Annotated in this window: 20 protein-coding genes; 13 read left to right on the top strand and 7 right to left on the bottom strand. The window is 69.1% G+C overall.

From position 1 onward, the window contains the following. Positions 1-14: 14 nt before the first annotated feature. From V3W46_RS01655 to V3W46_RS01670, 4 genes are all read right to left on the bottom strand, one after another. Positions 15-2,261 (bottom strand): beta-glucosidase, encoded by a 2,247-nt coding sequence (locus tag V3W46_RS01655; protein ID WP_331781444.1) that lies wholly within the window; start codon positions 2,259-2,261, stop codon positions 15-17. Positions 2,262-2,340: 79 nt separating this feature from the next. Beyond that, on the bottom strand, positions 2,341-3,207 hold the full coding sequence (locus V3W46_RS01660; RefSeq protein WP_331781343.1) for a carbohydrate ABC transporter permease: 867 nt from the start codon (positions 3,205-3,207) through the stop codon (positions 2,341-2,343). Continuing rightward, entirely contained in the window at positions 3,207-4,223 is a 1,017-nt protein-coding gene (locus tag V3W46_RS01665) for a carbohydrate ABC transporter permease (protein WP_331781344.1), read from the bottom strand. Before V3W46_RS01665 ends, V3W46_RS01660 begins: the two co-directional genes overlap by 1 nt. Positions 4,224-4,235: 12 nt before the next feature. Continuing rightward, complete coding sequence (locus V3W46_RS01670; RefSeq protein WP_331781345.1) at positions 4,236-5,525, bottom strand: extracellular solute-binding protein; 1,290 nt, start codon at positions 5,523-5,525, stop codon at positions 4,236-4,238. Positions 5,526-5,681: 156 nt separating this feature from the next. Here V3W46_RS01670 and V3W46_RS01675 point away from each other — a divergent pair, with 156 nt between their 5' ends. The 12 genes from V3W46_RS01675 (at position 5,682) to V3W46_RS01730 (ending at position 17,650) form a co-directional block, all read left to right on the top strand. Further along, positions 5,682-6,692: a LacI family DNA-binding transcriptional regulator gene (locus tag V3W46_RS01675; RefSeq protein WP_331781346.1), complete on the top strand. Its 1,011-nt coding sequence runs from the start codon at positions 5,682-5,684 to the stop codon at positions 6,690-6,692. Beyond that, entirely contained in the window at positions 6,625-8,316 is a 1,692-nt protein-coding gene (locus V3W46_RS01680; RefSeq protein ID WP_331781347.1) for a glycoside hydrolase family 43 protein, read from the top strand. Before V3W46_RS01675 ends, V3W46_RS01680 begins: the two co-directional genes overlap by 68 nt. A 62-nt stretch (positions 8,317-8,378) precedes the next feature. Beyond that, positions 8,379-9,815 carry an L-serine ammonia-lyase gene (locus tag V3W46_RS01685; RefSeq protein WP_331781348.1) on the top strand — a complete coding sequence of 479 codons (1,437 nt, stop codon included), beginning with the start codon at positions 8,379-8,381 and terminating at the stop codon, positions 9,813-9,815. Between the two features lie 29 nt (positions 9,816-9,844). Then, positions 9,845-10,663, top strand: coding sequence for a FadR/GntR family transcriptional regulator (locus V3W46_RS01690; RefSeq protein ID WP_331781349.1), 819 nt, complete (start codon positions 9,845-9,847; stop codon positions 10,661-10,663). 127 nt (positions 10,664-10,790) lie between these two features. Next, positions 10,791-11,765, top strand: a complete 975-nt coding sequence (locus V3W46_RS01695; RefSeq protein ID WP_331781350.1) for an ABC transporter substrate-binding protein — start codon at positions 10,791-10,793, stop codon at positions 11,763-11,765. Positions 11,766-11,796: 31 nt separating this feature from the next. Next, positions 11,797-12,618: an ABC transporter permease gene (locus V3W46_RS01700; RefSeq protein WP_331781351.1), complete on the top strand. Its 822-nt coding sequence runs from the start codon at positions 11,797-11,799 to the stop codon at positions 12,616-12,618. Between the two features lies 1 nt (position 12,619). Then, a complete protein-coding gene (locus tag V3W46_RS01705) occupies positions 12,620-13,516 on the top strand; it encodes an ABC transporter permease (RefSeq protein WP_331781352.1) in 897 nt (298 codons plus the stop codon). Then, the gene (locus V3W46_RS01710) at positions 13,513-14,325 is read left to right on the top strand and encodes an ABC transporter ATP-binding protein (RefSeq protein ID WP_331781353.1); all 813 of its coding nucleotides are present in this window, start codon (positions 13,513-13,515) and stop codon (positions 14,323-14,325) included. The genes V3W46_RS01705 and V3W46_RS01710 overlap by 4 nt, the downstream gene beginning before the upstream one ends. Then, the gene (locus tag V3W46_RS01715; protein ID WP_331781354.1) at positions 14,322-15,293 is read left to right on the top strand and encodes a fumarylacetoacetate hydrolase family protein; all 972 of its coding nucleotides are present in this window, start codon (positions 14,322-14,324) and stop codon (positions 15,291-15,293) included. Before V3W46_RS01710 ends, V3W46_RS01715 begins: the two co-directional genes overlap by 4 nt. Positions 15,294-15,322: 29 nt before the next feature. After that, the gene (locus tag V3W46_RS01720; RefSeq protein ID WP_331781355.1) at positions 15,323-16,771 is read left to right on the top strand and encodes an FAD-binding oxidoreductase; all 1,449 of its coding nucleotides are present in this window, start codon (positions 15,323-15,325) and stop codon (positions 16,769-16,771) included. Then, a complete protein-coding gene (locus V3W46_RS01725) occupies positions 16,768-17,376 on the top strand; it encodes a VOC family protein (RefSeq protein WP_331781356.1) in 609 nt (202 codons plus the stop codon). The genes V3W46_RS01720 and V3W46_RS01725 overlap by 4 nt, the downstream gene beginning before the upstream one ends. 79 nt (positions 17,377-17,455) lie before the next feature. Beyond that, positions 17,456-17,650, top strand: coding sequence for a hypothetical protein (locus tag V3W46_RS01730; RefSeq protein WP_331781357.1), 195 nt, complete (start codon positions 17,456-17,458; stop codon positions 17,648-17,650). A 95-nt stretch (positions 17,651-17,745) separates the two neighbouring features. On the opposite strand, the gene V3W46_RS01735 is transcribed toward V3W46_RS01730, so the two are convergent. Together V3W46_RS01735 and V3W46_RS01740 are read right to left on the bottom strand one after the other, a co-directional pair. Beyond that, on the bottom strand, positions 17,746-18,933 hold the full coding sequence (locus V3W46_RS01735; protein ID WP_331781358.1) for an acyl-CoA dehydrogenase family protein: 1,188 nt from the start codon (positions 18,931-18,933) through the stop codon (positions 17,746-17,748). A 19-nt stretch (positions 18,934-18,952) separates the two neighbouring features. Continuing rightward, positions 18,953-19,558, bottom strand: a complete 606-nt coding sequence (locus V3W46_RS01740) for a TetR/AcrR family transcriptional regulator (protein ID WP_331781359.1) — start codon at positions 19,556-19,558, stop codon at positions 18,953-18,955. Positions 19,559-19,625: 67 nt separating this feature from the next. On the opposite strand from V3W46_RS01740, the gene V3W46_RS01745 reads away from it, so the two are divergent. Then, entirely contained in the window at positions 19,626-20,708 is a 1,083-nt protein-coding gene (locus V3W46_RS01745; protein ID WP_331781360.1) for a phosphotransferase family protein, read from the top strand. 31 nt (positions 20,709-20,739) lie between these two features. On the opposite strand, the gene V3W46_RS01750 is transcribed toward V3W46_RS01745, so the two are convergent. Continuing rightward, positions 20,740-21,576 (bottom strand): mycofactocin-coupled SDR family oxidoreductase, encoded by an 837-nt coding sequence (locus V3W46_RS01750; RefSeq protein WP_331781361.1) that lies wholly within the window; start codon positions 21,574-21,576, stop codon positions 20,740-20,742. Positions 21,577-21,581: the final 5 nt, after the last annotated feature.

The raw sequence follows: 21,581 nt of genomic DNA on the forward strand, positions 1-21,581 counted from the left end.
GTCCGATACCCGGATCACGCCGGGTTCGGCGCGAGGTGCGTCACCGTCGTCTCTGTGATCGCGGGCAGTTCTCCTGCGATCCGGCGCACGGGCCCGGTCAGCGTGAGCTGTGCGTCTGTCTCTTCGTCGGCGCAGGAGGTGCCGACCCAGAGCCTGATCTCGCCCGGTTCGACGACACGGTCGAAGTCGCGATCGGAGAAGGCGAGCTGAGCCGTCGGCACGTCGAAACGCACCACTGCCTCCGCTCCCGGTTCCAGGGTCACGCGCTGGTAGCCCATCAACTGCGCCACCGGCCGCGTCACGCTCGCCAGCAGATCGCGCGCGTACACCTGCACGAGGTCGGTCGCACGGCGATCGCCCGTGTTGCGTACCCGCACGGTCGCTGTGATCGTACCGTCGGTCGGCACCTCTGGCTCGACCTGCAACTCGCTGTGCGCGAACGTCGTGTAGGTCAGGCCGAAGCCGAACGGCCTGGTCGGCGTGCTGTCGGAACTCGTCACGTCGTTGGGGCCGCCGAGCAGGGGATGCAGATAGCTGAACGGCTGCGCCCCGGCCGATCGCGGCAGCGACACGGGAAGGTGACCCGAGGGGGCCGCGTCGCCCGAGAGAATCGATGCGATCGCTGGCGCGCCCTCCTCTCCGGGGAAGAACGACTGCAGAACGGCGGCCGGGCCGTCTGTGCTGTCGAGCGCCCATCCGATCGCGTACGGGCGGCCGGAGAGCACGACCATGATCACGGGCGTTCCGCTCTCGACGACCTGTTCCACCAGCTCGCGCTGAAGGCCGGGAAGCTCGAGCGATTCGACATCGTTGCCCTCGCCGACCGTTCCCCGGCCGAAGAGCCCGGCCCGGTCGCCGACGACGACGATGGCGATGTCGGCAGCCCGAGCCGCCTCGACGGCGGCGGCGATTCCGCCGGTGTCTGTTGCTGCGTCTATCGAGCAGCCCTGCTCGTGGGTGATGCTCGCTGTCGGGTACTGGGAGGTGAGCGACTCGAGCAGGGTGGGGATGTCGAATCCGACGGGCGTACCGGGGTGGTGGGCGAGCACATGGTTCGCGAATGAATAGCACCCCATGAGAGCATCGGCGCTGTCTGCGTTGGGCCCGATCAGGGCGATTCGGGCCGGCTCGGCGAGCGGCAGCACGCCGTCATTGGCGAGCAGGATGACCGACTGCTCGGCGAGCGCCCGGGCGATACTACGGTGTTCTGCGTCGTCGAGGTCGATCTGGCTGGGCGGCTCGTCGAAGGTCGCGTCGAGCAACCCGAGATCCTCTTTCTGCGCCAGTACGCGCAGAACGGCACGGTCGACGAGCGACTCAGGAACGTCGCCGGAACGCACCCGCTCGGCAAGCGGCTGCAGATACGCGTCGCCGCTGGGCAGTTCGACGTCGATGCCGGCCTCGAGGGCGAGCTGTGCGGCCTGGCCCCGGTCTGCCGCCACACCGTGCATCGTCTGCAGGAATGCGACGGCGAAGTAGTCGGAGACGACCACCCCGTCGAATCCCCAGCGGTCGCGCAGGATGCCGGTGAGATATGCGGCCGAAGCGGCGACGGGCACCCCGTCGATCTCGGAGTACGAGTTCATCACAGACCGCACCCCGCCGAGGCGTACGGCCATCTCGAAGGGCGGCAGGAAGACGTCTTCGAGTTCGCGACGGCCGATGTGCACCGGGGCGTGGTTGCGGCCGGCCTGCGAAGCCGAGTACCCCACGAAGTGTTTGAGCGTGGCATGCACGCCTGACTGCTGAAGCCCGCGCACGTACGCTGTTCCGATCGTTCCGACGGTGTACGGGTCTTCGGCGATGCACTCGTCGACCCGACCCCAGCGCGGATCGCGGATCACGTCGAGCACCGGGGCCAATCCCTGATGGATGCCGAGCTGCTTCATCGAGCGGCCGATCGCGTGGCCCATGCGTTCGACCAGCTCCGGATCGAACGCGGCACCCCAGGCGAGCGGGGTGGGGAAGGTCGCTGCCTTCCAGGCGGCGAGCCCGGTGAGGCACTCTTCGTGAACGAGGGCGGGGATGCCCAGCCGCGTCGACGTCGTGAGACGCCGTTGCTCGCTCCACAGCCAGGTCGCCCGCTCTTCAGCATCGACGGGTCGAGAGCCGTAGACGCGGGTGAGATGGCCGATGCCCTGTGCTGTGGCGTCTTCGTAGCGCGTGGACGAGGCCATCTCGCCGGCCCGCGGAGCGACGACCTCGTCGCCCTGGTCTACCCAGAAACCGACGAGCTGGGCGAGCTTCTCTTCAAGAGTCATGTCGGCGAGAAGCGCTCGCACCCGCTCAGATGTCTCGGGGTGAACGACGGCTCGTTCTGTCTGGTCGATGCTCACGCGATCAGCCCTTCACAGCGCCGGTGAGTCCGCCGACGATGCGGCGTTCGAACAGACTGAAGAAGATGAGCGCCGGAATCATCGACAGTGAGGTGAAGGCGAGCACCTTCGCCGTGTCGACCGCGTACTGCGACGCGAACGCCTGGGTGCCGAGCGGCAGAGTGTAGGCTGCCTCATTGTTCAGGATGAACAGCGGGAGCATGTACGCATTCCAGCTGGCGATGAAGGCGAGGATGCCCACGGTGATGACTCCCGGCAGCGAGAGCCGGATGACCATGCGCCAGAAGAACCCCAGTCGGCCGAGACCGTCGATGGCTGCCGCTTCCTGCAGCTCATTCGGGATGGCCGAGAGGAACGGCACCAAGATGATGATGGTCATCGGCAGGGCGAAGGCGATCTGGGGCACGATCACGCCGGCGAGCGAGTTCGTCAGACCGAGGGTGCGAACGAGGATGTACAGGGGCGTGATGGCGACGGTCAGCGGAAACATGAGTCCCGCGGTGAACAGTGCATAGACCGCCCCGCGGCCGCGGAACGAATAGCGGGAGAGGGCGTACGCCGCCATCAGCCCGAGCACGACCACGAACGCCGTGGTCGCGATCGCAGCGATTCCGGAGTTGCCGACCTGGGCCCAGAACGATCTGCTGGTGAGAACGTCGACGTAGTTCGACCAGTGCCAGGTGCCCGGCAGCCCGGAGGGGTCGACGGTGATCTCGGAGTTGTTCCGGAATCCGCCGAGGATGATGTACGCGACAGGCGCGAGCATCAGGCCGATGACCACCAGCGCGAAGAAGTAGATGGTCAGCGGCGGCCGGTGCGTGCTGGCCGGCCGGCGGCGGGCTCGGCTCGGAATGGTTGCGGCGATGGCCATCAGTTCTTGCCTCCGGTGAGTGCGCCCGCCGTGTCGCGGCGAAGCACGAAGCGCTGGTAGAAGAGCGCGACGATGAGTGAGATGAGGAAAATCACAACAGCGACGGCACTGCCATAGCCGTAACTGCCGGCGTCGCGGCCGTTGGCGACCATGTACGTCGCCATGGTCGAGGTGCCGGCGGTGGAGGCGACGTACTGGCCCCAGATGATCCAGACGAGGTCGAACAGCTGCAGCGATCCGATGATCGACAGGAACGCCCAGATGCGGATCGTCGGACCCATCAGGGGCAACACGATGTGCCGCTGGATCTGCCAGTAGCCGGCTCCGTCGATCGTCGCCGCCTCGGTCACCTCGTCGGGGATGCCCTGCAGCCCGGCGAGGAAGAGGATCACGGCGAAGCCGACGTACTTCCAGGTGACGATCGCGAGCAGGGTCCAGATCGCGATGGCCGGGTCGGAGAGCCAGTCGGTGGCGAGCGCGCCCAGTCCCACCTTGTAGAGCAGACCGTTCAGCGCACCGTTCGACTGGAGCATGAGGCTCCAACCGAGGCCGACGACGACCTCGGAGATGACGTAGGGAACGAAGATCAGCACGCGGATCACAGACTGGAAGCGCAGCTTGCGGTTCAGCAGCAACGCGACGCCGAGAGCGATCGGACCTTGGATCACCAGCGACATGATGACGATGAACGCGTTGTGACTGAGAGCCTCGTGAAAATCAGGGTCGGTCAGAATCGTGACGTAGTTGCGCAGTCCGATGAAGTCGGTCGCCGCGCCATAGCCCGACCAGCTGAAGAAGCCGTAGTAGGCGGCGAGCGCGACCGGCAGAATCACGAAGGCGACGAAGACGATGAGCGCGGGCCCGATCAGTATCGCCAGCTCGCCGCGGGCGGGCCACAGGGAGGGCCCCCGCCGGCCGGGCCCGGCAGGGGCCGGCGCGGTAGCGCTGACCCCTGTCTGGTCGTGGTTCGCCGGTTCAGCCTCAGTCGCCTGCGGATGTTCGCGGAGGAATGCCATCGGCGTCGGCGCCTACGACTTCGCTGCGGCGGCGTTCACGGCATCGACGATGCCCTGGGCATCGCCCTTGCCGGCGAACATGTCGACGACGGCCACATTGAGTGCGTTACCGACGTTCTGCCCGTAGAGGGTGTCGAGCCAGACAGACACGTACGGGGCGCTGTTGTATGCGGCGAGCACGTCTTTCAGGGCGGGATCGGTGACGACACTCTGGGCGTCCTTCGAGGCGGGAAGTGTCTGGAAGGCGGTCGCGTAGGCCTCCTGATTGTCTTTCTCGACCATGAAGTTCAGGAAGTCGGCGCATTCCTTCGGGGCGTTCACCCAGCAGGTGTACCCGTCGACACCGCCCATCATGGCTCCCGGAGCGCCCTCACCGCCCGGAACCGAGGGGAAGGGGAACCACTTCAGGTCGGGCAGTGCCTTGGTGTCAGGCGTGAGCGACGCGATCACTCCGGGATCCCACGCGCCCATGAGCTCCATGCTGGCCTGGTGGTTGGCGACCAGACCGGCCGACGAGCCTGCACCCTGCTGGGCCGCGGTGGTGAGAAAGCCGTCGTTGAACGGGTTGGTGTTGATGAAGTCCTGCAGGTTGTTGCCCGCGGTCAGCCAGCACGGATCGTCGAACTTGCGGCTCTGCGCGGCCTCGGTGAGCACATCCTGCGAGCACGCGCGCAGCGCGAAGTTGTAGTACCAGTGCGCGGCAGGCCAGGCGTCTTTGGCCCCGACAGCGATCGGCGCGATGCCGGCTGCTGTGAGCTTGCTATCGGCCGCCTCGAGGTCTGCGATGGTGGTGGGCGGCGACGTGATGCCGGCCTGGCCGAACAGGTCTGACGAGTAGAAGAGACCAGACGGCAGCACGGAGACCGGGATGCCGTAGTTCTTGCCGTCGACCTCGAAGGCCGACAGGGAGTTGCCGACGGCCGTCTTCGCCGCGTCGGTGAGGCTGTTCGTGATATCCATGGCCTGGCCTGCTTTGACCACGTCGGCGAGCTTGCCGCCTCCGCGGGCGAGGAAGATGTCGGGAGCGTCACCGGAGTTCAGAGCGGTCTGCAGTTTGCCGTCCATCTCTTCGTTCTGCACCGCCTGGATCTCGATGGTGACGTTCGGGTGGAGCTTCTCGAATGCGGCGGCGGTGTCTTCCCAGTACTGCTTGCCGGGGCCGGTGGTGGAGTTGTGCCAGAACGTCAGCGTGACAGCGCCGCCTGAGGCCGACGAATCACTGGAGCCGGCCGAGCATCCGCTCAGGGCCAGCATGCCGAGAAGCACTGCCGCGGAGCCTGCGACGACTTTCTTGAGTCTCATTGTGGTTGCAACCTTCTCTCTTCGTTGAGGTTCATCCGAAGAAATCGGATGCTGTGCATGGTTGGGCGTTAGTCAGTTTGCGATCGAAGAGAGACGTCGTCAAACGTTTTCGAAAACAGTTTCGAAAACCATTTCGACACCGTTAGGATCTGACTCATGATGGCGAGGGCGACGATCCACGATGTCGCTGCGGCGGCGGGCGTCTCTGTCGCCACCGTCTCGAAGGCGGTCAACGGTCGCTACGGGGTCGCGCCCGAGACGACCGAACGGGTACTCGAGGCCGTCGCCGCGCTGGGCTACGAATCGAGCCTCGTCGCCAGCAGCATGCGGTCTCGCCGAACGGGGGTGATCGGAGTTCTCGTGGCCGACTTCGAGCCCTTCAGCGCCGAGGTGCTGAAGGGCGTCGCCGTCGGGTTGCGCGAATCGCGATACGACCTGCTGGCGTACAGCGGGTCGCGACACGGCGACGGTCAGGGCTGGGAGCGCCGGTCGCTGAGCAGACTGAGCGGCACGCTCATCGACGGCGCGATCATGGTCACCCCGACCGTCGTGAACGTGTCGGCAGACGTGCCCCTCGTGGCCGTCGACCCGCACACCGGCCGCGCAGATCTGCCCACGGTCGAGGCAGACAGCCGCGGCGGCGCCCGCGAGGCGACGGCCTACCTGATCGAACTCGGCCACCGCCGCATCGGCTTCGTCGCAGGCCGGCCCGACCTCACGTCGTCACGGTTGCGCGACGCCGGCTACCGAGACGCCCTGGCGGCTGCCGGCATCGGCTTCGACCCCGCGCTCGTACGCGTCGGGTTCTACGAGGCCGACACCGCGAAAGACGCTGCGCGCGAGCTCCTCGGGCAGCGTCAGCGACCCACCGCTGTCTTCGCCGCGAACGATCTGTCTGCCATCGCGATCATCGAGGTGGCCCGCGACCTCGGGCTCGAGGTGCCTCGCGACATCTCGGTCGTCGGTTTCGACGACGTACCCGAGGCCTCGCGCCTCGTTCTGCCGCTCACCACCGTTCGGCAGCCGATGCAGCGCATCGGCCAGACGGCGGCCACGATGCTGACGGCCCTGATGGCCGGCGAGACCCTTTCGGCCACCCATGTGCTGCTGCCCACCAAGCTCGTTCGTCGCGCGACCACCGCCCCGCCGCAACCGGCGTCGGCCTGACCTCGAAGGGGCCGACGTGGGCCACTACCGCAACCCGATACTGCCCGGCTGCCATCCCGACCCGAGCGTCTGTCGCGTGGGTGCCGACGTGTATCTCGTCACCTCGACGTTCGAATACCTCCCCGGGCTGCCGATCCATGTCTCCCGCAACATGGTCGACTGGTCGCTCGTCGGGCATGCGATCGAACGACCGGGGCAGCTCGACCTCGCCGCACTGCCCTCGTCGCGTGGACTGTTCGCCCCGACCATCCGTCACGATGGCGAACGGTTCCATGTGGTGTGCACCGTGGTGGGGCCCGACGGCGACTCGTGGGCCGGGCGCACCGGGCACTTCGTCGTGACGGCCCTCGACGCGGCCGGGCCCTGGACTGATCCGGTGTGGATCGACGGCGTCGGCGGCTTCGACCCCTCGCTCACCTTCGACGGCGATCGCGTGTGGCTGACCGGCACCGAACCTGCCGTTCGGCCGCAGTGGCCCGGGCAGACCGACGTCTGGCTCGTCGAACTCGACCCGGCGACGTACCAGCCGTCGACGACGCCGGTCGTCATCTGGCGCGGGGCGCTGCTGGGCGGTGTCTGGGCCGAGGGGCCGCACATCATGCGACGACCCGGGGGCGGCTGGATGCTCGTCGCCGCCGAGGGCGGCACTGCCCGCGAGCACGCCGTCTGCGTCGCCTACGCCGACGAGATCGCCGGGCCGTATCGCGGCGATCCCGGAAATCCCCGTCTCACGCACCGCGATCTCGGTCGTCGCGCGCCCATCGCCTCGGTCGGTCACGCCGATCTGGTCGACGACGGTGCCGGCAACACCTGGGCCACCGTTCTGGCCACCCGGCCGGTCGACGGTCGCGACGGACTGCTCGGCAGGCAGACGCATCTGGTGTCGGTCGACTGGGAAGACGCCCGACCGGTCTTCGCCCCGGGCGTCGGCCGTGTTCGCATCGACAACGACGCGCCGGGAGTGCCCGACCAGAGTGCGCAGACCTCCGTGTTCGCCGACGACTTCGGTGGGCAGAGACTCGACCTCGCCTGGAACGGGGTGGGGCGCCATCCCTCGACGTTCGCAGTGCCCGGCGACGCGGCCGGGCAGCTGACCCTGCGGGCGGGGGCGGAGCCCAGCAGCCTGGGGCCGCAGTCGTTCCTCGGCCGGCGCCTGCCGTCAGAGCGCGCGCGCATCACCGTCGTGCTGGAGGTGCCCGACGCTGCTGGAGCCGGCGACGTGCGCGGCGGGCTTCTGCTGCGCACGAGCGAGCAGGCCTATCTCGAAGTGAGCGTCGACCGGGGCGGCGTCGTGCGATGCACATCGATGAGCCGCTCGACCCTGCACAACCACGCCGAGGTCGCCGGCTTCTGCGATCGACTCGAGATCGGCCTCGACGTGCGAGACCTCGTCGCATTCGTGACCGTCGATGGGGCGCCGATCGCCGAGATCGACCTCGCGTTCCTGGTTCCCGACCCGGGCAGCGGCTTCGTCGGCGTGTGGGTCGGCCCGCTCGCGGTCGGCGACCCGCGCGCATCGGTCATCATCACCTCTACGACGGTCGCATTGGCCGACGCGGCCGAAGCCCAGCGTCTGCTCGAACCGGGCGCGAGCCACGACGAGATCGTTCTGACGGCACCCTGAGTCTGCCCGTCGGCCGGGCACGACAGGTGGCGGTGTTACGTTGGTCGCATGAACAGTGCGCGATGCGGCGTTGCAGAGCCGACTCTTCTGTGAGCGGCGTCTACGTCTCTGCCCTCGACCTCTTCTCCATCGGAATCGGGCCGTCGAGCTCGCACACGGTCGGCCCCATGCGGGCGGGCCGGATGTTCGTCGACGAGCTCGCGGCACGCGGGCTCGCGCGCTCTGTCGTTCGGCTCGGATGCACGCTGCACGGGTCGCTCGGCGCGACGGGCGTCGGGCACGGCACCCCCGACGCCGTGATCGCGGGCCTGCGCGGTCTCGCGCCCGAGAGCTGTGACCCCGATGAGGTTCGAGGCCTGTGGGAGGCGCTGGTGCGCGGCGAGACGCTCTCGGTGGCGGGTGTGCCGATGACCCGCCACGACATCGTCTTCGAGCCGTTCGCGCGGGGGTACGGGCATCCGAACGCCCTGACGCTCATCGCTTCAGATGACACCGCGACGCTGCTGACGCGCACGTATCTCTCGATCGGGGGCGGCTTCGTCGTCGAGGCGGATGCCGGGCAGCCCGTCGCCTCGTCAGAAGCCGGGCGGCACGCGGCTGCACTGCCTGCCGCCCCGCACGACGCGCCGCCGGCCGTGCTGCCCGCCCGCCTGCCGCGCTCGACCTACGCCAACGCCGCCGGGCTGCTGCGTGAGTCGGCCGGCCGGTCGATCGCGAGCGTTGCCCTCGACGATGAGCTGCAGATGTTCGGCCCCGACACGGTCGACCGGGGGCTCGCTGCGATCTGGGCGGCGATGAGCGCGTGCGTCGAAGCCGGGCTCTCGACCCGCGGCGCACTGCCGGGCGGCCTCGGCGTCGTTCGACGCGCAGCGGATGCCCACTCGCAGCTGGCCGCGCGAAGCAGTGGCTCGGTCTCGGCCGACGAGTGGGTCGCGGTCTACGCGATGGCCGTCAACGAGGAGAACGCCGCCGGCGGCCGTGTCGTGACCGCACCGACGAACGGAGCCGCGGGCGTCGTACCCGCTGTGCTCTACCACCTCGTGCAGCAGGGCGCGACTGACGCCGAGGTGCGCTCGTTTCTGCTCACCGCGTCGGCGATCGGTTCTATTGTGAAGGCGAACGCGTCGATCTCCGGCGCGGAAGCGGGCTGCCAGGGCGAGGTCGGCACCGCCTGCGCCATGGCCGCCGGCGGGCTCTGCGCCGTATGGGGCGGCACACCCGAACAGGTCGAGAACGCCGCCGAGATCGCCATGGAGCACCACCTCGGTCTGACCTGCGACCCCGTCGGCGGGCTGGTGCAGATTCCGTGCATCGAACGCAATGCGGTGGCCGCGTCGACGGCTCTGACCGCCGCCCGCATCGCCCTGCTCGGCGACGGTCGCCACGTCGTGTCGTTCGACACCGTCATCGAGACGATGCGGCAGACCGGCAACGACATGTCGTCGCGCTACAAGGAGACCTCGACGGGCGGCCTCGCGGTCAACGTGCCGTACTGCTGACCTCCGGCACCGGGGCATAAGCTGTCTGCGTGCCCCGATCGAAACCAGAGGCCCGGCCGCCCGCAGTTGAACTGGTCACCTCGTCGCAGGTCAGTCGGGCCGGTGCGGCCGACACCATCATCGAAGACCTGCGCGGGCTCATCGCGACCGGCGCGATCTCGAAGGGCTCGCGGCTGCCGACCGAGCGCGACCTCGCGACCGTGTACAAGGTCAGCCCGTCGACGGTGCGCGAGTCGATGCGCGCCCTCGCCGTGATGGGCCTCGTCGAGGTGCGGCACGGCAGCGGCTCGTACGTGGTCGAAGACACCACGAATCTCGTCACGAGTTCGCTCGCCACAGCGCTTCAGATGGAGGGCGTCAGCGTGGCCGAGATCATCTCGATGCTGTCGCTGATCAACGAGCGCGCCGTCGTTCTGGCGATCGATCGCGCAACGGTCGACGATGTGCAGGCCCTGACCGACGCGAACGCGAGGGTGGTCGGCGGCGAGAATCCCCGCGAGATCCTCGACGGGGTGGTGGCGTTCCTGACCTCTCTCGCTGCGAGTGCGCACGAGCCGCTGCTGATGGTGTTCGCCCGCTTTCTGGTGCAGCTGCTCGACCGCATCGAGGTCGACCTGTTTCCGCCTGAGACCGCGTTCTGGCAGAACCTGACCGGGCAGGTCGGCGACGAACGCGCCGAGATCATCGCGGCGATCTCGGCGAAGGATGCCGCGGCCGCCGTCTCTGCCGTGCAGCGCTACCATCAGCAGGCGGTGCTGCGCATGGAGACGAACGCCGACAGCTTCGGAGCGCGGTTGTCAGACGAGCGCTTCGCGGCCGTGATCACGGCGCTCATCGCGAGCCGGTAGCCGCGCATCCAACCTCCCGACCCCGAAGAAGACTGCAAGTACAAAGTCACCCAGTGACATTGACACCATGCACCTGCGCTGCGATACTCGCTGTACTGTCCTCAACACAACGGAGTGTGACATCCTCATGAAACGCAGCATTCTCGCAGCGGCCCTCGCAGCAGCCGTCATCGGCCTCTCGGGCTGCGCCGGGCAGGCCGGCGCAGCGGCACCGGCCGCCACGGCGTCAGGCGGCCTCACCGCCATCACCGTCGGCGTGAGCCCCTCGACGGCATCGGCCGCCGTCTACCTCGCCCAGCAGAAGGAGTTCGCCGAGCAGGGTCTCGCCGTCACCACGACGACCATCCAGTCGGGTGCCGAAGCCATACCGCAGCTGCTCAACGGCGGCCTTACCTTCGCCCTCGGCGACGCCGCCGGCACGATCACGGCGTCGTCGAACGACATCGGCATCACCGCGACCGGCGTCGCCACGGTGTCGCCGACCGACGCGTCGAAAGACTACTCGGCGATCATGACGGCGAATCCCGCCATCACCAGCGTGGCCGGCCTCGCGGGCAAGACCGTGGCCGTGAACCAGCTGAAGGGCATCGCCCAGCTCACCGCCGCAGCAGCCATCGACAAGCAGGGCGGCGATTCGTCGAAGGTGCAGTTCGTCGAGCTGGCCTTTCCGCAGATGGTGGATGCCCTCACCAGCGGCAAGGTCGACGCGGCCCTGATCGTCGAGCCGTTCCTCTCGGCCGCCAAGGCCAAGGGCCTGACCACGGTGATCGCACCCCAGTCGTACTCGGTGCCGGGCCTGCCGTCGACGATCTTCGTCGCCTCGACGGCCTACGCCACCGCGAACCCCGACATCGTCACCCGCTTCAACAAGGCCGTGGGTGAAGCGGGCGCGCGGGCGAACGCCGATACAGACCTGGCGCGCCAGATCGCCGGCACGTACACCACGATCTCGCCCGACGTGCTGAAGGTGATCACCCTTCCGACCTACGCCGAGAGTGCCGGTGACACCTCCGGCATGCGCAAGCTGGTCGACCTCATGAACACGTACAAGTTCCTCGACAACCAGCCCGACTACGACACGCTGCTCGTCAGCGGCAACTGATCGGCGACAGGCGACGGAGAAGCAGATGGTCATGACCGTGCATCCGGTGCATCAGGCGGCGCCCTTCGCGTCGTCGCGCCGCCGGCGCCCGTCGGCGGTGCGCTGGGGGTGGCGGGCGGCGGCCGTCATCGTGTCGCTCGCGCTCTGGCAGGCGGCGACGATCTTGCTCGGCGACACCGTCGTTCCGTCGCCCGGCGAGACCGTGGTGGCCCTCGGTCAGCTGGTCGCGACCGGCGCTTTCTGGGCGGCGGTGGGCGCGACGGTCGGCAGCACCCTGGTGGGGCTCGCGATCGCCATCGTGGTCGCCGTTCCCCTGGGGCTGCTCGCCGGCAGCGGCGGATTCGCAACCGCCAGCACGCGGCTGTCGGTCGACTTCCTGCGCACCATTCCACCGGTGACGCTGATTCCGCTCGCGGTGCTGCTGTACGGTCCGAGCGCCGAGATGCAGGTGGTGCTGATCGTGTTCGGGTCGGTGTGGCCGCTCTTCCTGCAGGCGGTGTACGCGGTGCGCGAGGTCGATCCCCTTCTGCGCGATGTCTCGCGGGCCTTCCGGCTGTCGCGGCGCTCGCTGTGGGTCGACATCGTGCTGCCGAGCTCGACCCCGTTCCTCCTGACCGGGTTGCGGGTGGCGAGCACGATCGCCCTGCTGCTCGCGGTCGCCGCCGAACTCATCGGCAACGCGCCCGGCGTCGGCCGCGAGATAGCCCTCGCCCAGCTCGGAGCGCAGGTGCCGACCGCCTACGCGTACGTCGTCGTTGCGGCCCTGCTCGGCGTGGCGCTCAACCTCGGCGTCGCTGTCGCCCAGAGACGGATGCTGTTCTGGCACCCCTCCGTTCGAACGGAAGGCCGCTGAGATGACGTCGACCGTGACACACCGACCGGCCCGCGACGCGGCCACGACGGCCCCGAACGCGTCGGTCACCGCCGCAGGGCAGATGCCCCCGAGCACGACGGCCGGGGGCACCAGGCGCCGGCTCGGCCTGCTGCTCGGCCGTGTGGCGCTCGAGGTCTGGCTGCCCGTCGTGCTCGTCGGGGTGTGGTGGTTCGCCAGTGCGAACTCCACGTCGCCATTCTTTCCACCACTGCAGAAGATCCTCGCCAAGACCTGGCAGGTGTGGGTGGTGCAGGGGCGGGTGTCGAGCGATCTGCTGCCGAGCATCCTGAACCTGCTGGCCGGCTACGGCATCGCGGTGATCGTGGGCGTCGCGGCCGGGCTCGCGCTCGGCCTGCTGCCCCGGCTGCTCGACGCGGTCGAACCCGAACTCGAGTTTCTGCGGGCGGTTCCCGCAGTGGCGATTCTGCCGATCGCGATCATCGCCATCGGTCTGGGCGACGACATGCGCATCGCTGTGATCGCGTTCGGTGCGCTGTGGCCCATTCTCGTCAACACGGTCGCGGGGGTGCGCTCGACCGACCCGGTGGTGCGCGACGTCTCGACGGCCTTTCGGCTGAAGCCCGCCATCGCACTGTTCTCTGTTCGCCTGCCCTCGGCCGCTCCGCAGATTCTCGCCGGGGCACGCACGGCACTGTCGATCGCCGTGGTGCTGATCGTGGTGAGCGAGATGAGCGGTGCCTATCGCGGCATCGGCAACTTCGTGCTGGCGGCACAGCGAAACTATGCGATCACCGACATGTGGACGGGGATGATCGTGCTCGGCCTGCTCGGCTACGCGCTCAACCTCGTGTTCAGGGTGGTCGAGGCCCGGCTCCTGGCCTGGCATCCGGCGTACCGAAAGAAGGGTGTGAAATGAGTTCTCAGACGGCGGCGGTGATCGAGGCAGTGGGCCTCGGCCACGCGTACCAGACGGCGGCCGGAACGGCGGCGATACTCCGCGACCTGCAGTTCGCAGTGGCGCCCGGAGAGTTCGTGTGCATCGTCGGGTCGTCGGGCGTGGGCAAGACCACCCTGCTGCGCTGCCTGGCTGGGCTGCAGGCCCCGAGCGAGGGTTTCGTCGCGGTGGAGGGCTCGAAGATCGCCGGGCCGAGTGCCGCCGTCAGCCTGGTCTTCCAGGATTACAGCCGGTCGTTGCTGCCCTGGCTGAGCGTGATCGACAACGTGATGCTGCCGCTGAAGGGCCGCGTCGCGCGGTCGCTTCGAACAACGCGGGCTCTGCGCGCGCTCGCCGACGTGGGGCTGACGGATGCCCGCGACAGCTACCCCTGGCAGCTCTCGGGCGGAATGCAGCAGCGGGTGGCCATCGCCCGTGCGCTGGTCTTCGAACCGCGTGTTCTGTTGATGGACGAACCCTTCGCGTCGGTCGACGCGCAGACCCGGGAAAGCCTCGAAGACCTGGTGCTGCGCATCCGCAACGACGAGGGGCAGTCGGTGGTGCTCATCACCCACGACATCGACGAGGCCATCTACCTCGCAGACCGCGTGATCGTGCTCGGCGGCCGGCCGGCATCGGTACGGGCCGACCTGGCCGTGCCGTTCGGGCGCGAACGCGACCAGCTCGCCACGAAGGCCGAGCCTCGGTTCGCCGAACTGCGCGCCGAGGTGCACCGGCTCATCAGCGCTCCGGCCGCCGCGCCGGCAACGACAGGAGGAGTTACGTCATGAGATTCGTGAAGTACCGGTACGAGGGAGCCGACCGGCTCGGCCTGCGCGTCGACGAGACGAGGGTGGTCGACACGGGGTTCAGCGACCTTCGGCAGTACCTGCGGGCATCCGAGCCTGAGCAGGCGGCGGTGGCCGCGCTGGTCGAAACAGCGACGGCCGTCGTGCCCGAGCGGCTGCTCGCACCGCTGGCCGACCGGTGCCAGATCATCTACGCGGGCGGCAACTACGCCAACCACCTCGCCGAGGTCGCGCACCTCATCACCCCGGTCGAACCCGTCTTCTTTCCCGGGCTGTGGTCGTCGGTGATCGGCCCGGGCGACGCCATCGTCATCCCCGAGCAGCGCACGGCCACCGACTACGAGGCCGAGCTCACCTTCGTCATCTCGAAGACGGCGAAGAATGTGGCGGCGGCGGATGCCTGGCAGTACGTGTTCGGCTACACGATGATCAACGACGTGAGCGCGCGCGACGTGATGCAGCGCGAGTCGCTGCAGATCATGCTGTGCAAGAGCCCCGACACGTTCTGCCCTGTCGGCCCCGACATCGTGACGGCCGACGAGGTGGGTGAGATCGGTGGGCGGCGCATCACCACGACGGTCAACGGTGTGCTGAAGCAAGACGCGACCACCGACATGATGGTGGTCAGGATTCCGGAGCTGATCGAGTTCTTGACGCGCACCGTGACGCTGAGCCCGGGCGACGTGGTGACGACGGGCACGCCGGGCGGGGTGGGCGCCTTTCGCACGCCGCCCGAGTTCATGAAGCCGGGCGACGTGGTGACGGTGGCGGTGGAGGGTGTGGGCGAGCTCACGAATCCGCTGGTGGCGGGGTGGGCATCCGGGGCCGACGCGGTCGACGCGGTGTCGACGGGTACGGGGGTGGCGCCTGGCGCGACCCCAGCTGCGGAGGCGGCCGGTGATGTCGGGCCCGCGGCGGGAGCAGCTAGCGAGCTCGCGGGGGCTGCGTGATGGCGGCGACGCTGGAGGGGGGTGCGGTCGTGGATGAGCGCGCCCTGCCGGGGGGCGGTGCGGACGCCCTGTTGACGCGCCTGCGTGAGCGGTTCGACGACCGGCTCGTGACGGCTGGCGACGCGCGCTTCGATGCCGCGCGCGCGGTGTGGAACGGCATGGTCGACAGGGTTCCGCTCGCCGTCGCGCGCTGCGGTGGCGCGGCCGACGTCGCCTACGTCGTTCGCGAGGCCACCGCGAGCGGCGTACCTGTCTCGGTGAAAGGCGGCGGGCACCAGATCGCCGGTGCGGCGGTGGCCGACGGCGCGATCGTCATCGACCTGGGCGGGCTGCGGGCCGTCGACGTCGATGTCGTCTCGGGGCGTGTCACGGTCGGCGGCGGAGCGCTGCTCGGCGACCTCGACTGGGCGCTCGGCCGCCACGGCCTGGCCGTGCCCGCCGGCGTCGTGTCGCACACCGGGGTCGGCGGCCTCGTTCTCGGCGGCGGAATCGGCTGGCTCTCGCGCAGCCGCGGTCTCACCAGCGACCACCTCGTGAGCGCCCGGGCCGTTCTCGGCAGCGGCGAGATCGTCGTCACCGACGAGTCGCACGAGCCCGATCTGTTCTGGGCGCTGCGCGGCGGGGGCGGCAGTTTCGGGGCGGTCGTCGAGTACACGATGCAGGCGCAGCCGATCGGCGAGGTGACCTTCGGCACGCGGGTGGTGCCCCTCGCCGAAGCGCGAGACGCGCTCGCGGCATACGGCGAGCGGGCGGCCTCACTGCCCCGCGAGCTTCAGGTGATGGTGAAACTGCAGAAGATCGCGGGCGACCGTGTCGGCGCCTTCACGGGCACGCCCGCAGTCACCGTCGAGTGGCTGTGGTCGGGCGACGCCGCGGCCGAAGCCGACGCTGAGCGGATGCTCGGGCTCTCGTCGTTCGGAACAGCCCGCTCGAGGCGCATGCGCTTCGCCGAGGTGCAGTCGTCTCAAGACCACCGCTACCCGCACGGCTACCGCTATTTCTTGAAACCCGGCCACCTCAGGGCGCTCGATGCCGACGTGATCGATGTGATGCTCGATGCCGCGTCGACCATGCCGCCCGAAGACGCCCAGATCGAGCTGCTGCTGCTCGGGGGTGCGGTCGCCGACGTGGGCGAAGACGACACCGCCTATCCGCGGCGTGACGCCGCGCTGGCATTCAACGTGACGGGCGGCTGGCGCTCGGCGCCGTCTGACCAAGCCCACGTCGACTGGTGCCGACGCACCCATGCCGCCCTCGCGCGGTTCGCGCCGGCCGGGGCGTACCTGAACTTCGTGGGAGCCGCGGCCGCGCCCGACCTCGCCGATGTCTTCGGCGCCGAGAAACTCGCCCGGCTACGCCGCATCAAGGGGCGGTACGATCCTGCCGACGTGTTCCGCTCGATGGCGCACATCACGCCCGCCGACGACACTGTGACCACGACCCGACCTCCGCGACGAACAGAACAGGACGCACCATGAGCACCCCCGAGACTCCGATCGCCGCGCCAGCACCCGGCACCGCGCCAGCACCCGGCACCGCGCCAGCACCCGGCGCCGCGCCAGCACCCGGCACCGCGACGACACCGAGTACCGCCGCGACGCTGAACGTCGACACGTCACCGGGCGACGCGGCGAGGCCGTACGTCGCGGGCATCCACCACCTGAAGATCGCGGTGTCAGACCTCGGCGCCAGCCTCGACTGGTACGGCACGGCGCTCGGAGCCGAGCGGCTGCCGCAGTTCGACCATGTGCTGCCGAATGGCACCGTGTTCGCGTACATCGTCACGATTCCGGGGCTCGACGTGGTCGTCGAGCTGCGCCAGGCTCCGGCCGTGGCGGCCCGGCAGAGCAGTTTCGACCCCATCGTGTTCGCCGCCGACACCCGCGCAGACCTCGACGCCTGGGCGCGGTACTTCGACGCGCACCGCATCGACCACTCGGGGGTGCTGCGGGGCATGCTCGGCTGGCTGCTGATCTGCCGTGACCCCGATGGGCTCTCGGTGCGGTTCTACTCGAACGAGAGCCACGAGCTCGACCTCGAGAACTCCGACATCGATTCGCCCTGGGTGGCCTACCGGGGTTGAGACTCCCGGGCGCGGGTGTTACGTTTTGTGCAGCCCCAGACCCCGGCATCCGAAAGCCATCAGGGAGTCGGGAGCCACCATGTCGTCAGAGCCTGTCGGGTGCATCGTGTTCGGTTGTACGCGCACCGCCGATGAATTGCTCACGTTCACCGTCGGCGAGCTGCACCTGGTCTACGCCGTGTGCTGCGAGCATTCGGCCGACCGCCGCCGGGGAGCCTACTTCGCAGCGCCCGAGCACGCCAACCGCGGTTTCGTCGGTCTGCTCGCCGGCTGACGGATGCCCGCCCGGTAGCCGCCGGGCTGCCGCTGGGCGGCCGCTGTCGACCTGCTCAGGCGAGCCGACGCCCGACGCCTGCGCTCACCGACGCCCTACGCCACCGCGCGCTTGCGCGCCTTCGCCGCACGCCGGGCGATCGCCCACTTGTGCGTCTCGTTCGAGCCGTCGTAGATGCGGAACGGGCGCACCTCGTTCAGGTACGAGGCCAGCGGCAGCTCATCCGACACCCCGTCGCCCCCGCACAGCTGGATGCACGTGTCGATGACCCGGTAGATCGCGTCGGAGCAGTGCACCTTTGCCACCGACGACAGCGCCGCGCCCGCGCGCGGGTCGGTCTCGAGCAGGGCGGCCGTCTTGGTGATGATGGCATCGCTCGTCTCGATGTCGATCACGGCACGGGCGATGAGGTCTTGCGCGATGCCGAGGTCGGCGATGGGCGCGCCGAAGATCACCCGTTCGTTCACCCGGTCGAGGGCGATGTCGAGCGATCGCCTGGCCAGCCCGAGCCAGCGCATGCAGTGGGTGAGACGGGCGGGCGCGAGCCGCACCTGCGCGTACACGAAACCCTTGCCGGCCTCGCCCAGAACGGCGTCGTCGTCGACGAAGCAGTCGGTGAAGGAGACGTACGGATGCCCGCCGCCGATGGCCCGGTCGATGGTGTGGATGTGCGCTCCCACCGTCATGCCGGGGTTGTCGCTGTCGACGAGCAGCATCGTCGCGCCCTCGGGCACCCCGGCGCTCTCGTCGTTGCGGGCCATGACGATGGCGAAACCGGCACCGTCTGCGCCGCTGATGAAGCGCTTCTCGCCGGTGATGAGCCAGCCGCCCTCGACCCGCCGGGCCTCGGTCAGCAGGGCGGCCGGGTCGGAGCCGGCGCCCGGGTGCGGCTCGGTCATGGCGAAGCACGAACGCATGTCGCCCCTGGCCACCGGCGCGAGGTACTTCTCACGCTGAGCCGGCGTGGCGATCAGGTTCAGCATGTGCATGTTGCCCTCGTCGGGCGCCATGCAGTTGAGGGCTGTCGGGCCGATCGGCGAGTAGCCGGCCTCCTGCAGAATGGGCGACCAGCTCTCGATGGGCAGGGCATGCCCGCCGAACTCCTTCGGGGCGAGCGGGGCGAAGACCCCGGCTGCGCGGGCAGCTGCCTGCAGGCTCAGGCGAGCATCTTCGGTCAGGCGCTCGCCGGGGGCGGGCTCCTGCGCGACCACGACGTCGCGGATGAACGCGCGCGTGCGCAGCCGCAGGCTCTCGAGTTCGGTGGCGTCGATCGGTTCGCTCATTCGTTCGCCCTTTCTGTGGTCAGGGGGTGGGTGCCGGGCGCGCCGTTGCGCCGTCGAGGTAGATCGTCGTCAAGAACCGCGCGATGTCGGCCGGGGTCTGCGGGCCCTCGGGGCTGTACCAGAAGATGGTCCAGTTCAGCAGGTTGAGCAGGCCCAGGGTGAGCTCGCGGGCGTCGAGGTCGGTGCGCAGCTGGCCGGCCTGCTGCTCGGCCGCGATCACCGAGCGCAGCACCGCCTCGTATGCGTCGCGCTCGGCCAGTACGGTGGCGCGCCGCTCGGGGGTGAGCGAGTGCAGTTCGGCGAGCATGGTGGCGTGCATGTCGCGGTCGGTCAGGGCCGTCTCGAGGTGCGCGGCGATGACCGCGCGCAGCGTCTCGCCGGGCGGGGCGGCCTCGATGGCGGCGACGGCCGCCAGACGGATGCGCTCGAGGCTCAGCATCGAGATGCGCAACAGCAGGTCGTCTTTGCTCTTGATGTGGTGGTAGAGCGAGGCCTTCACGATGCCGAGCCGCTCTGACAGCTCGCGCGTCGAGGTGGCCGCGAAGCCCTTCTCGCGAAACAGGGCCGCGGCTGCGACGAGCAGGCGGTCGGCCGTCGCGACGCTGGGGGCAGTGGGCTCTTTCATGTCACCACAGCGTACGCCTTCGGGCCACGTCATTGCTACCGGGCGCTCGGTCGGTCATAGTATTGGGATGCACAACACTCCCGACGGCGTCGAAGTGGTCGCCACCCCGGCAGAGGCCGCGCGCCTCGCCTCACCGCCGTTCCTCGTGGTCGAGTCGCTCATCGCCTTTCTCGATCAGCACCAGCTCGGCAGCGGAGAGGTCCAGTGGCAGCGCGTCGGCGACGGCCAGTCGAACGTCACCTATCGCATGCGGCGAGGCGCCGCGGAGTTCATCCTGCGCCGGGGGCCGAGGCCGCCGCTGCCGAAGTCGACCCACGACATGATCCGCGAGGCCCGCATCCAGACGCTCGTGGGCCGGGAGGGCGTGGCGGTTCCCCAGATCATCGCGGTGTGCGAGACCGATGACGTTCTCGGCGTGCCCTTCTACCTCATGTCGTACCTCGACGGGCTCGTGGTGACCGGCAGCATCCCCGCGCCGCTCGACTCGCTCGAGCAGCGCCGGGCGACGAGCGAGGCGGTGGTCGATACTCTCGTCGGGTTGCACCGGCTCGATGTGCGGTCGGGAGAGCTGGCGACGCTCGGCCGCCCCGACGGCTACCTCGAGCGCCAGGTCGGCCGCTTCGGTTCGCTCTGGGCGGGGGCGACGGTGCGGGAGATGCCCGAGGTCGCCCGCATCGGCGCGTGGCTGGCGGCGAACATCCCGGGCACGCAGCGGGCGTCGATCGTGCATGGCGACTACCGCACCGGCAATCTCATGTTCGCCCGTGAGGCGCCGGCTACCGTCATCGGGGTGCTCGACTGGGAGATGGCGACCCTCGGTGACCCGCTGGCCGACCTGGGCTATCTCGTGGCGACCTGGGCGAGCCCCGACCACGAGCCCACCACCATGGAGCTCTCGAGCGTCACCCGCGAGCCCGGCTACCTCACCCGTGACGAGGTGCTGGCGCGCTACGCCCAGAATTCCGACCTCGACCTGTCTGATCTCGGCTGGTACCAGGCGCTCGCGCTGTGGAAGGCGGCCATCTTCTCTGAGGCGATCTACACCCGCTACCTGAAGGGCGAGCGCCCCGACGACACGGTGTTCGGCCCCAGCCTCGAGCGCGGAGTGCCCCGCCTGCTCGAGGCCGCCGCCGACGTGGCGGGCATCTAGCCCGTGTCGCCGGCGGCGCGGCCCCTGCTGGTCAGTGGATGCCGAACCCGGCGTCGACCGGCAGCGAGATGCCCGTGACGTACCGGCCGTCGTCTGACACCAGGTACATGATGGCGTTCGAGATGTCGACGGGGTCGACCCAGCCGATGGGCAGAGCGTTGATCGTGGCGAAGCTCGGCTCCATCACTTCGCGTGTGCGGTCTTCGGGCTTCATGTCGGGCGAGAACAGGCCGTAGGTCGCCTGGTTCTGGATCATCGGGGTGTCGACGTTCGTCGGGTGCACCGCGTTGACGCGGATGTTGTCTTTGGCGAGCTCGATCGCCAGCGCCTTCATCAGCCCGACCACTCCGTGCTTTGCGGTGACGTAGTGGGCCATGTTCTCATACGGCCTGATGGCCGCGGTCGAGCTGGTGAGCACGATCGAGCCGCCCCGGCCGCCCGCCCTGATGTGCGGAATCGCGGCCTTCGCGGTGTGCCAGCCGCCCGTGACGTGCACGTCGAGCATGTCGCGCCAGGAGTCTTCGCTCAGCTCGGTCACGGTGCCGAAGCTCAGGATGCCGGCATTCGCGCAGACGATATCGAGGCGCCCGAGTTCGGCGACCCCGGCATCGACCGCTGCCTTGACCTGGTCGAAGTCGCGCACGTCTGCTTTGCTGGCGATGATGCGACGGTCGAGCGCCTCGACCTGGCGAACGGTCTCGGCGAGGTCGTCTTCGGTGGCCAGGTCGTACGGGACCGAGCCGATCTGCTCGACGATGTCGACGGCGATGATGTCGGCACCCTCCTCGGCGAGACGCAGCGCGTGACTCCGCCCCTGGCCACGAGCTGCTCCCGTGATGAATGCGACTTTGCCCTCTAGGCGGCCCATCTGTT

It is taken from the genome of Subtercola sp. YIM 133946, assembly GCF_036553535.1.
Lineage (GTDB): Bacteria > Actinomycetota > Actinomycetes > Actinomycetales > Microbacteriaceae > Subtercola.

Excerpts from the sequence above, each read along its gene's own strand:
- V3W46_RS01695 (WP_331781350.1), top strand. The coding sequence starts at position 10,791 with ATGAAACGCAGCATTCTCGCAGCGGCCCTCGCAGCAGCCGTCATCGGC.
- V3W46_RS01665 (WP_331781344.1), bottom strand. The coding sequence starts at position 4,223 with ATGGCATTCCTCCGCGAACATCCGCAGGCGACTGAGGCTGAACCGGCG.
- V3W46_RS01680 (WP_331781347.1), top strand. The coding sequence starts at position 6,625 with ATGTGCTGCTGCCCACCAAGCTCGTTCGTCGCGCGACCACCGCCCCGC.
- V3W46_RS01700 (WP_331781351.1), top strand. The coding sequence starts at position 11,797 with ATGACCGTGCATCCGGTGCATCAGGCGGCGCCCTTCGCGTCGTCGCGC.
- V3W46_RS01705 (WP_331781352.1), top strand. The coding sequence starts at position 12,620 with ATGACGTCGACCGTGACACACCGACCGGCCCGCGACGCGGCCACGACG.
- V3W46_RS01730 (WP_331781357.1), top strand. The coding sequence starts at position 17,456 with ATGTCGTCAGAGCCTGTCGGGTGCATCGTGTTCGGTTGTACGCGCACC.
- V3W46_RS01655 (WP_331781444.1), bottom strand. The coding sequence starts at position 2,261 with ATGACTCTTGAAGAGAAGCTCGCCCAGCTCGTCGGTTTCTGGGTAGAC.
- V3W46_RS01685 (WP_331781348.1), top strand. The coding sequence starts at position 8,379 with ATGCGGCGTTGCAGAGCCGACTCTTCTGTGAGCGGCGTCTACGTCTCT.
- V3W46_RS01710 (WP_331781353.1), top strand. The coding sequence starts at position 13,513 with ATGAGTTCTCAGACGGCGGCGGTGATCGAGGCAGTGGGCCTCGGCCAC.
- V3W46_RS01750 (WP_331781361.1), bottom strand. The coding sequence starts at position 21,576 with ATGGGCCGCCTAGAGGGCAAAGTCGCATTCATCACGGGAGCAGCTCGT.
- V3W46_RS01670 (WP_331781345.1), bottom strand. The coding sequence starts at position 5,525 with ATGAGACTCAAGAAAGTCGTCGCAGGCTCCGCGGCAGTGCTTCTCGGC.
- V3W46_RS01735 (WP_331781358.1), bottom strand. The coding sequence starts at position 18,933 with ATGAGCGAACCGATCGACGCCACCGAACTCGAGAGCCTGCGGCTGCGC.
- V3W46_RS01745 (WP_331781360.1), top strand. The coding sequence starts at position 19,626 with ATGCACAACACTCCCGACGGCGTCGAAGTGGTCGCCACCCCGGCAGAG.
- V3W46_RS01675 (WP_331781346.1), top strand. The coding sequence starts at position 5,682 with ATGATGGCGAGGGCGACGATCCACGATGTCGCTGCGGCGGCGGGCGTC.
- V3W46_RS01715 (WP_331781354.1), top strand. The coding sequence starts at position 14,322 with ATGAGATTCGTGAAGTACCGGTACGAGGGAGCCGACCGGCTCGGCCTG.
- V3W46_RS01660 (WP_331781343.1), bottom strand. The coding sequence starts at position 3,207 with ATGGCCATCGCCGCAACCATTCCGAGCCGAGCCCGCCGCCGGCCGGCC.
- V3W46_RS01740 (WP_331781359.1), bottom strand. The coding sequence starts at position 19,558 with ATGAAAGAGCCCACTGCCCCCAGCGTCGCGACGGCCGACCGCCTGCTC.
- V3W46_RS01725 (WP_331781356.1), top strand. The coding sequence starts at position 16,768 with ATGAGCACCCCCGAGACTCCGATCGCCGCGCCAGCACCCGGCACCGCG.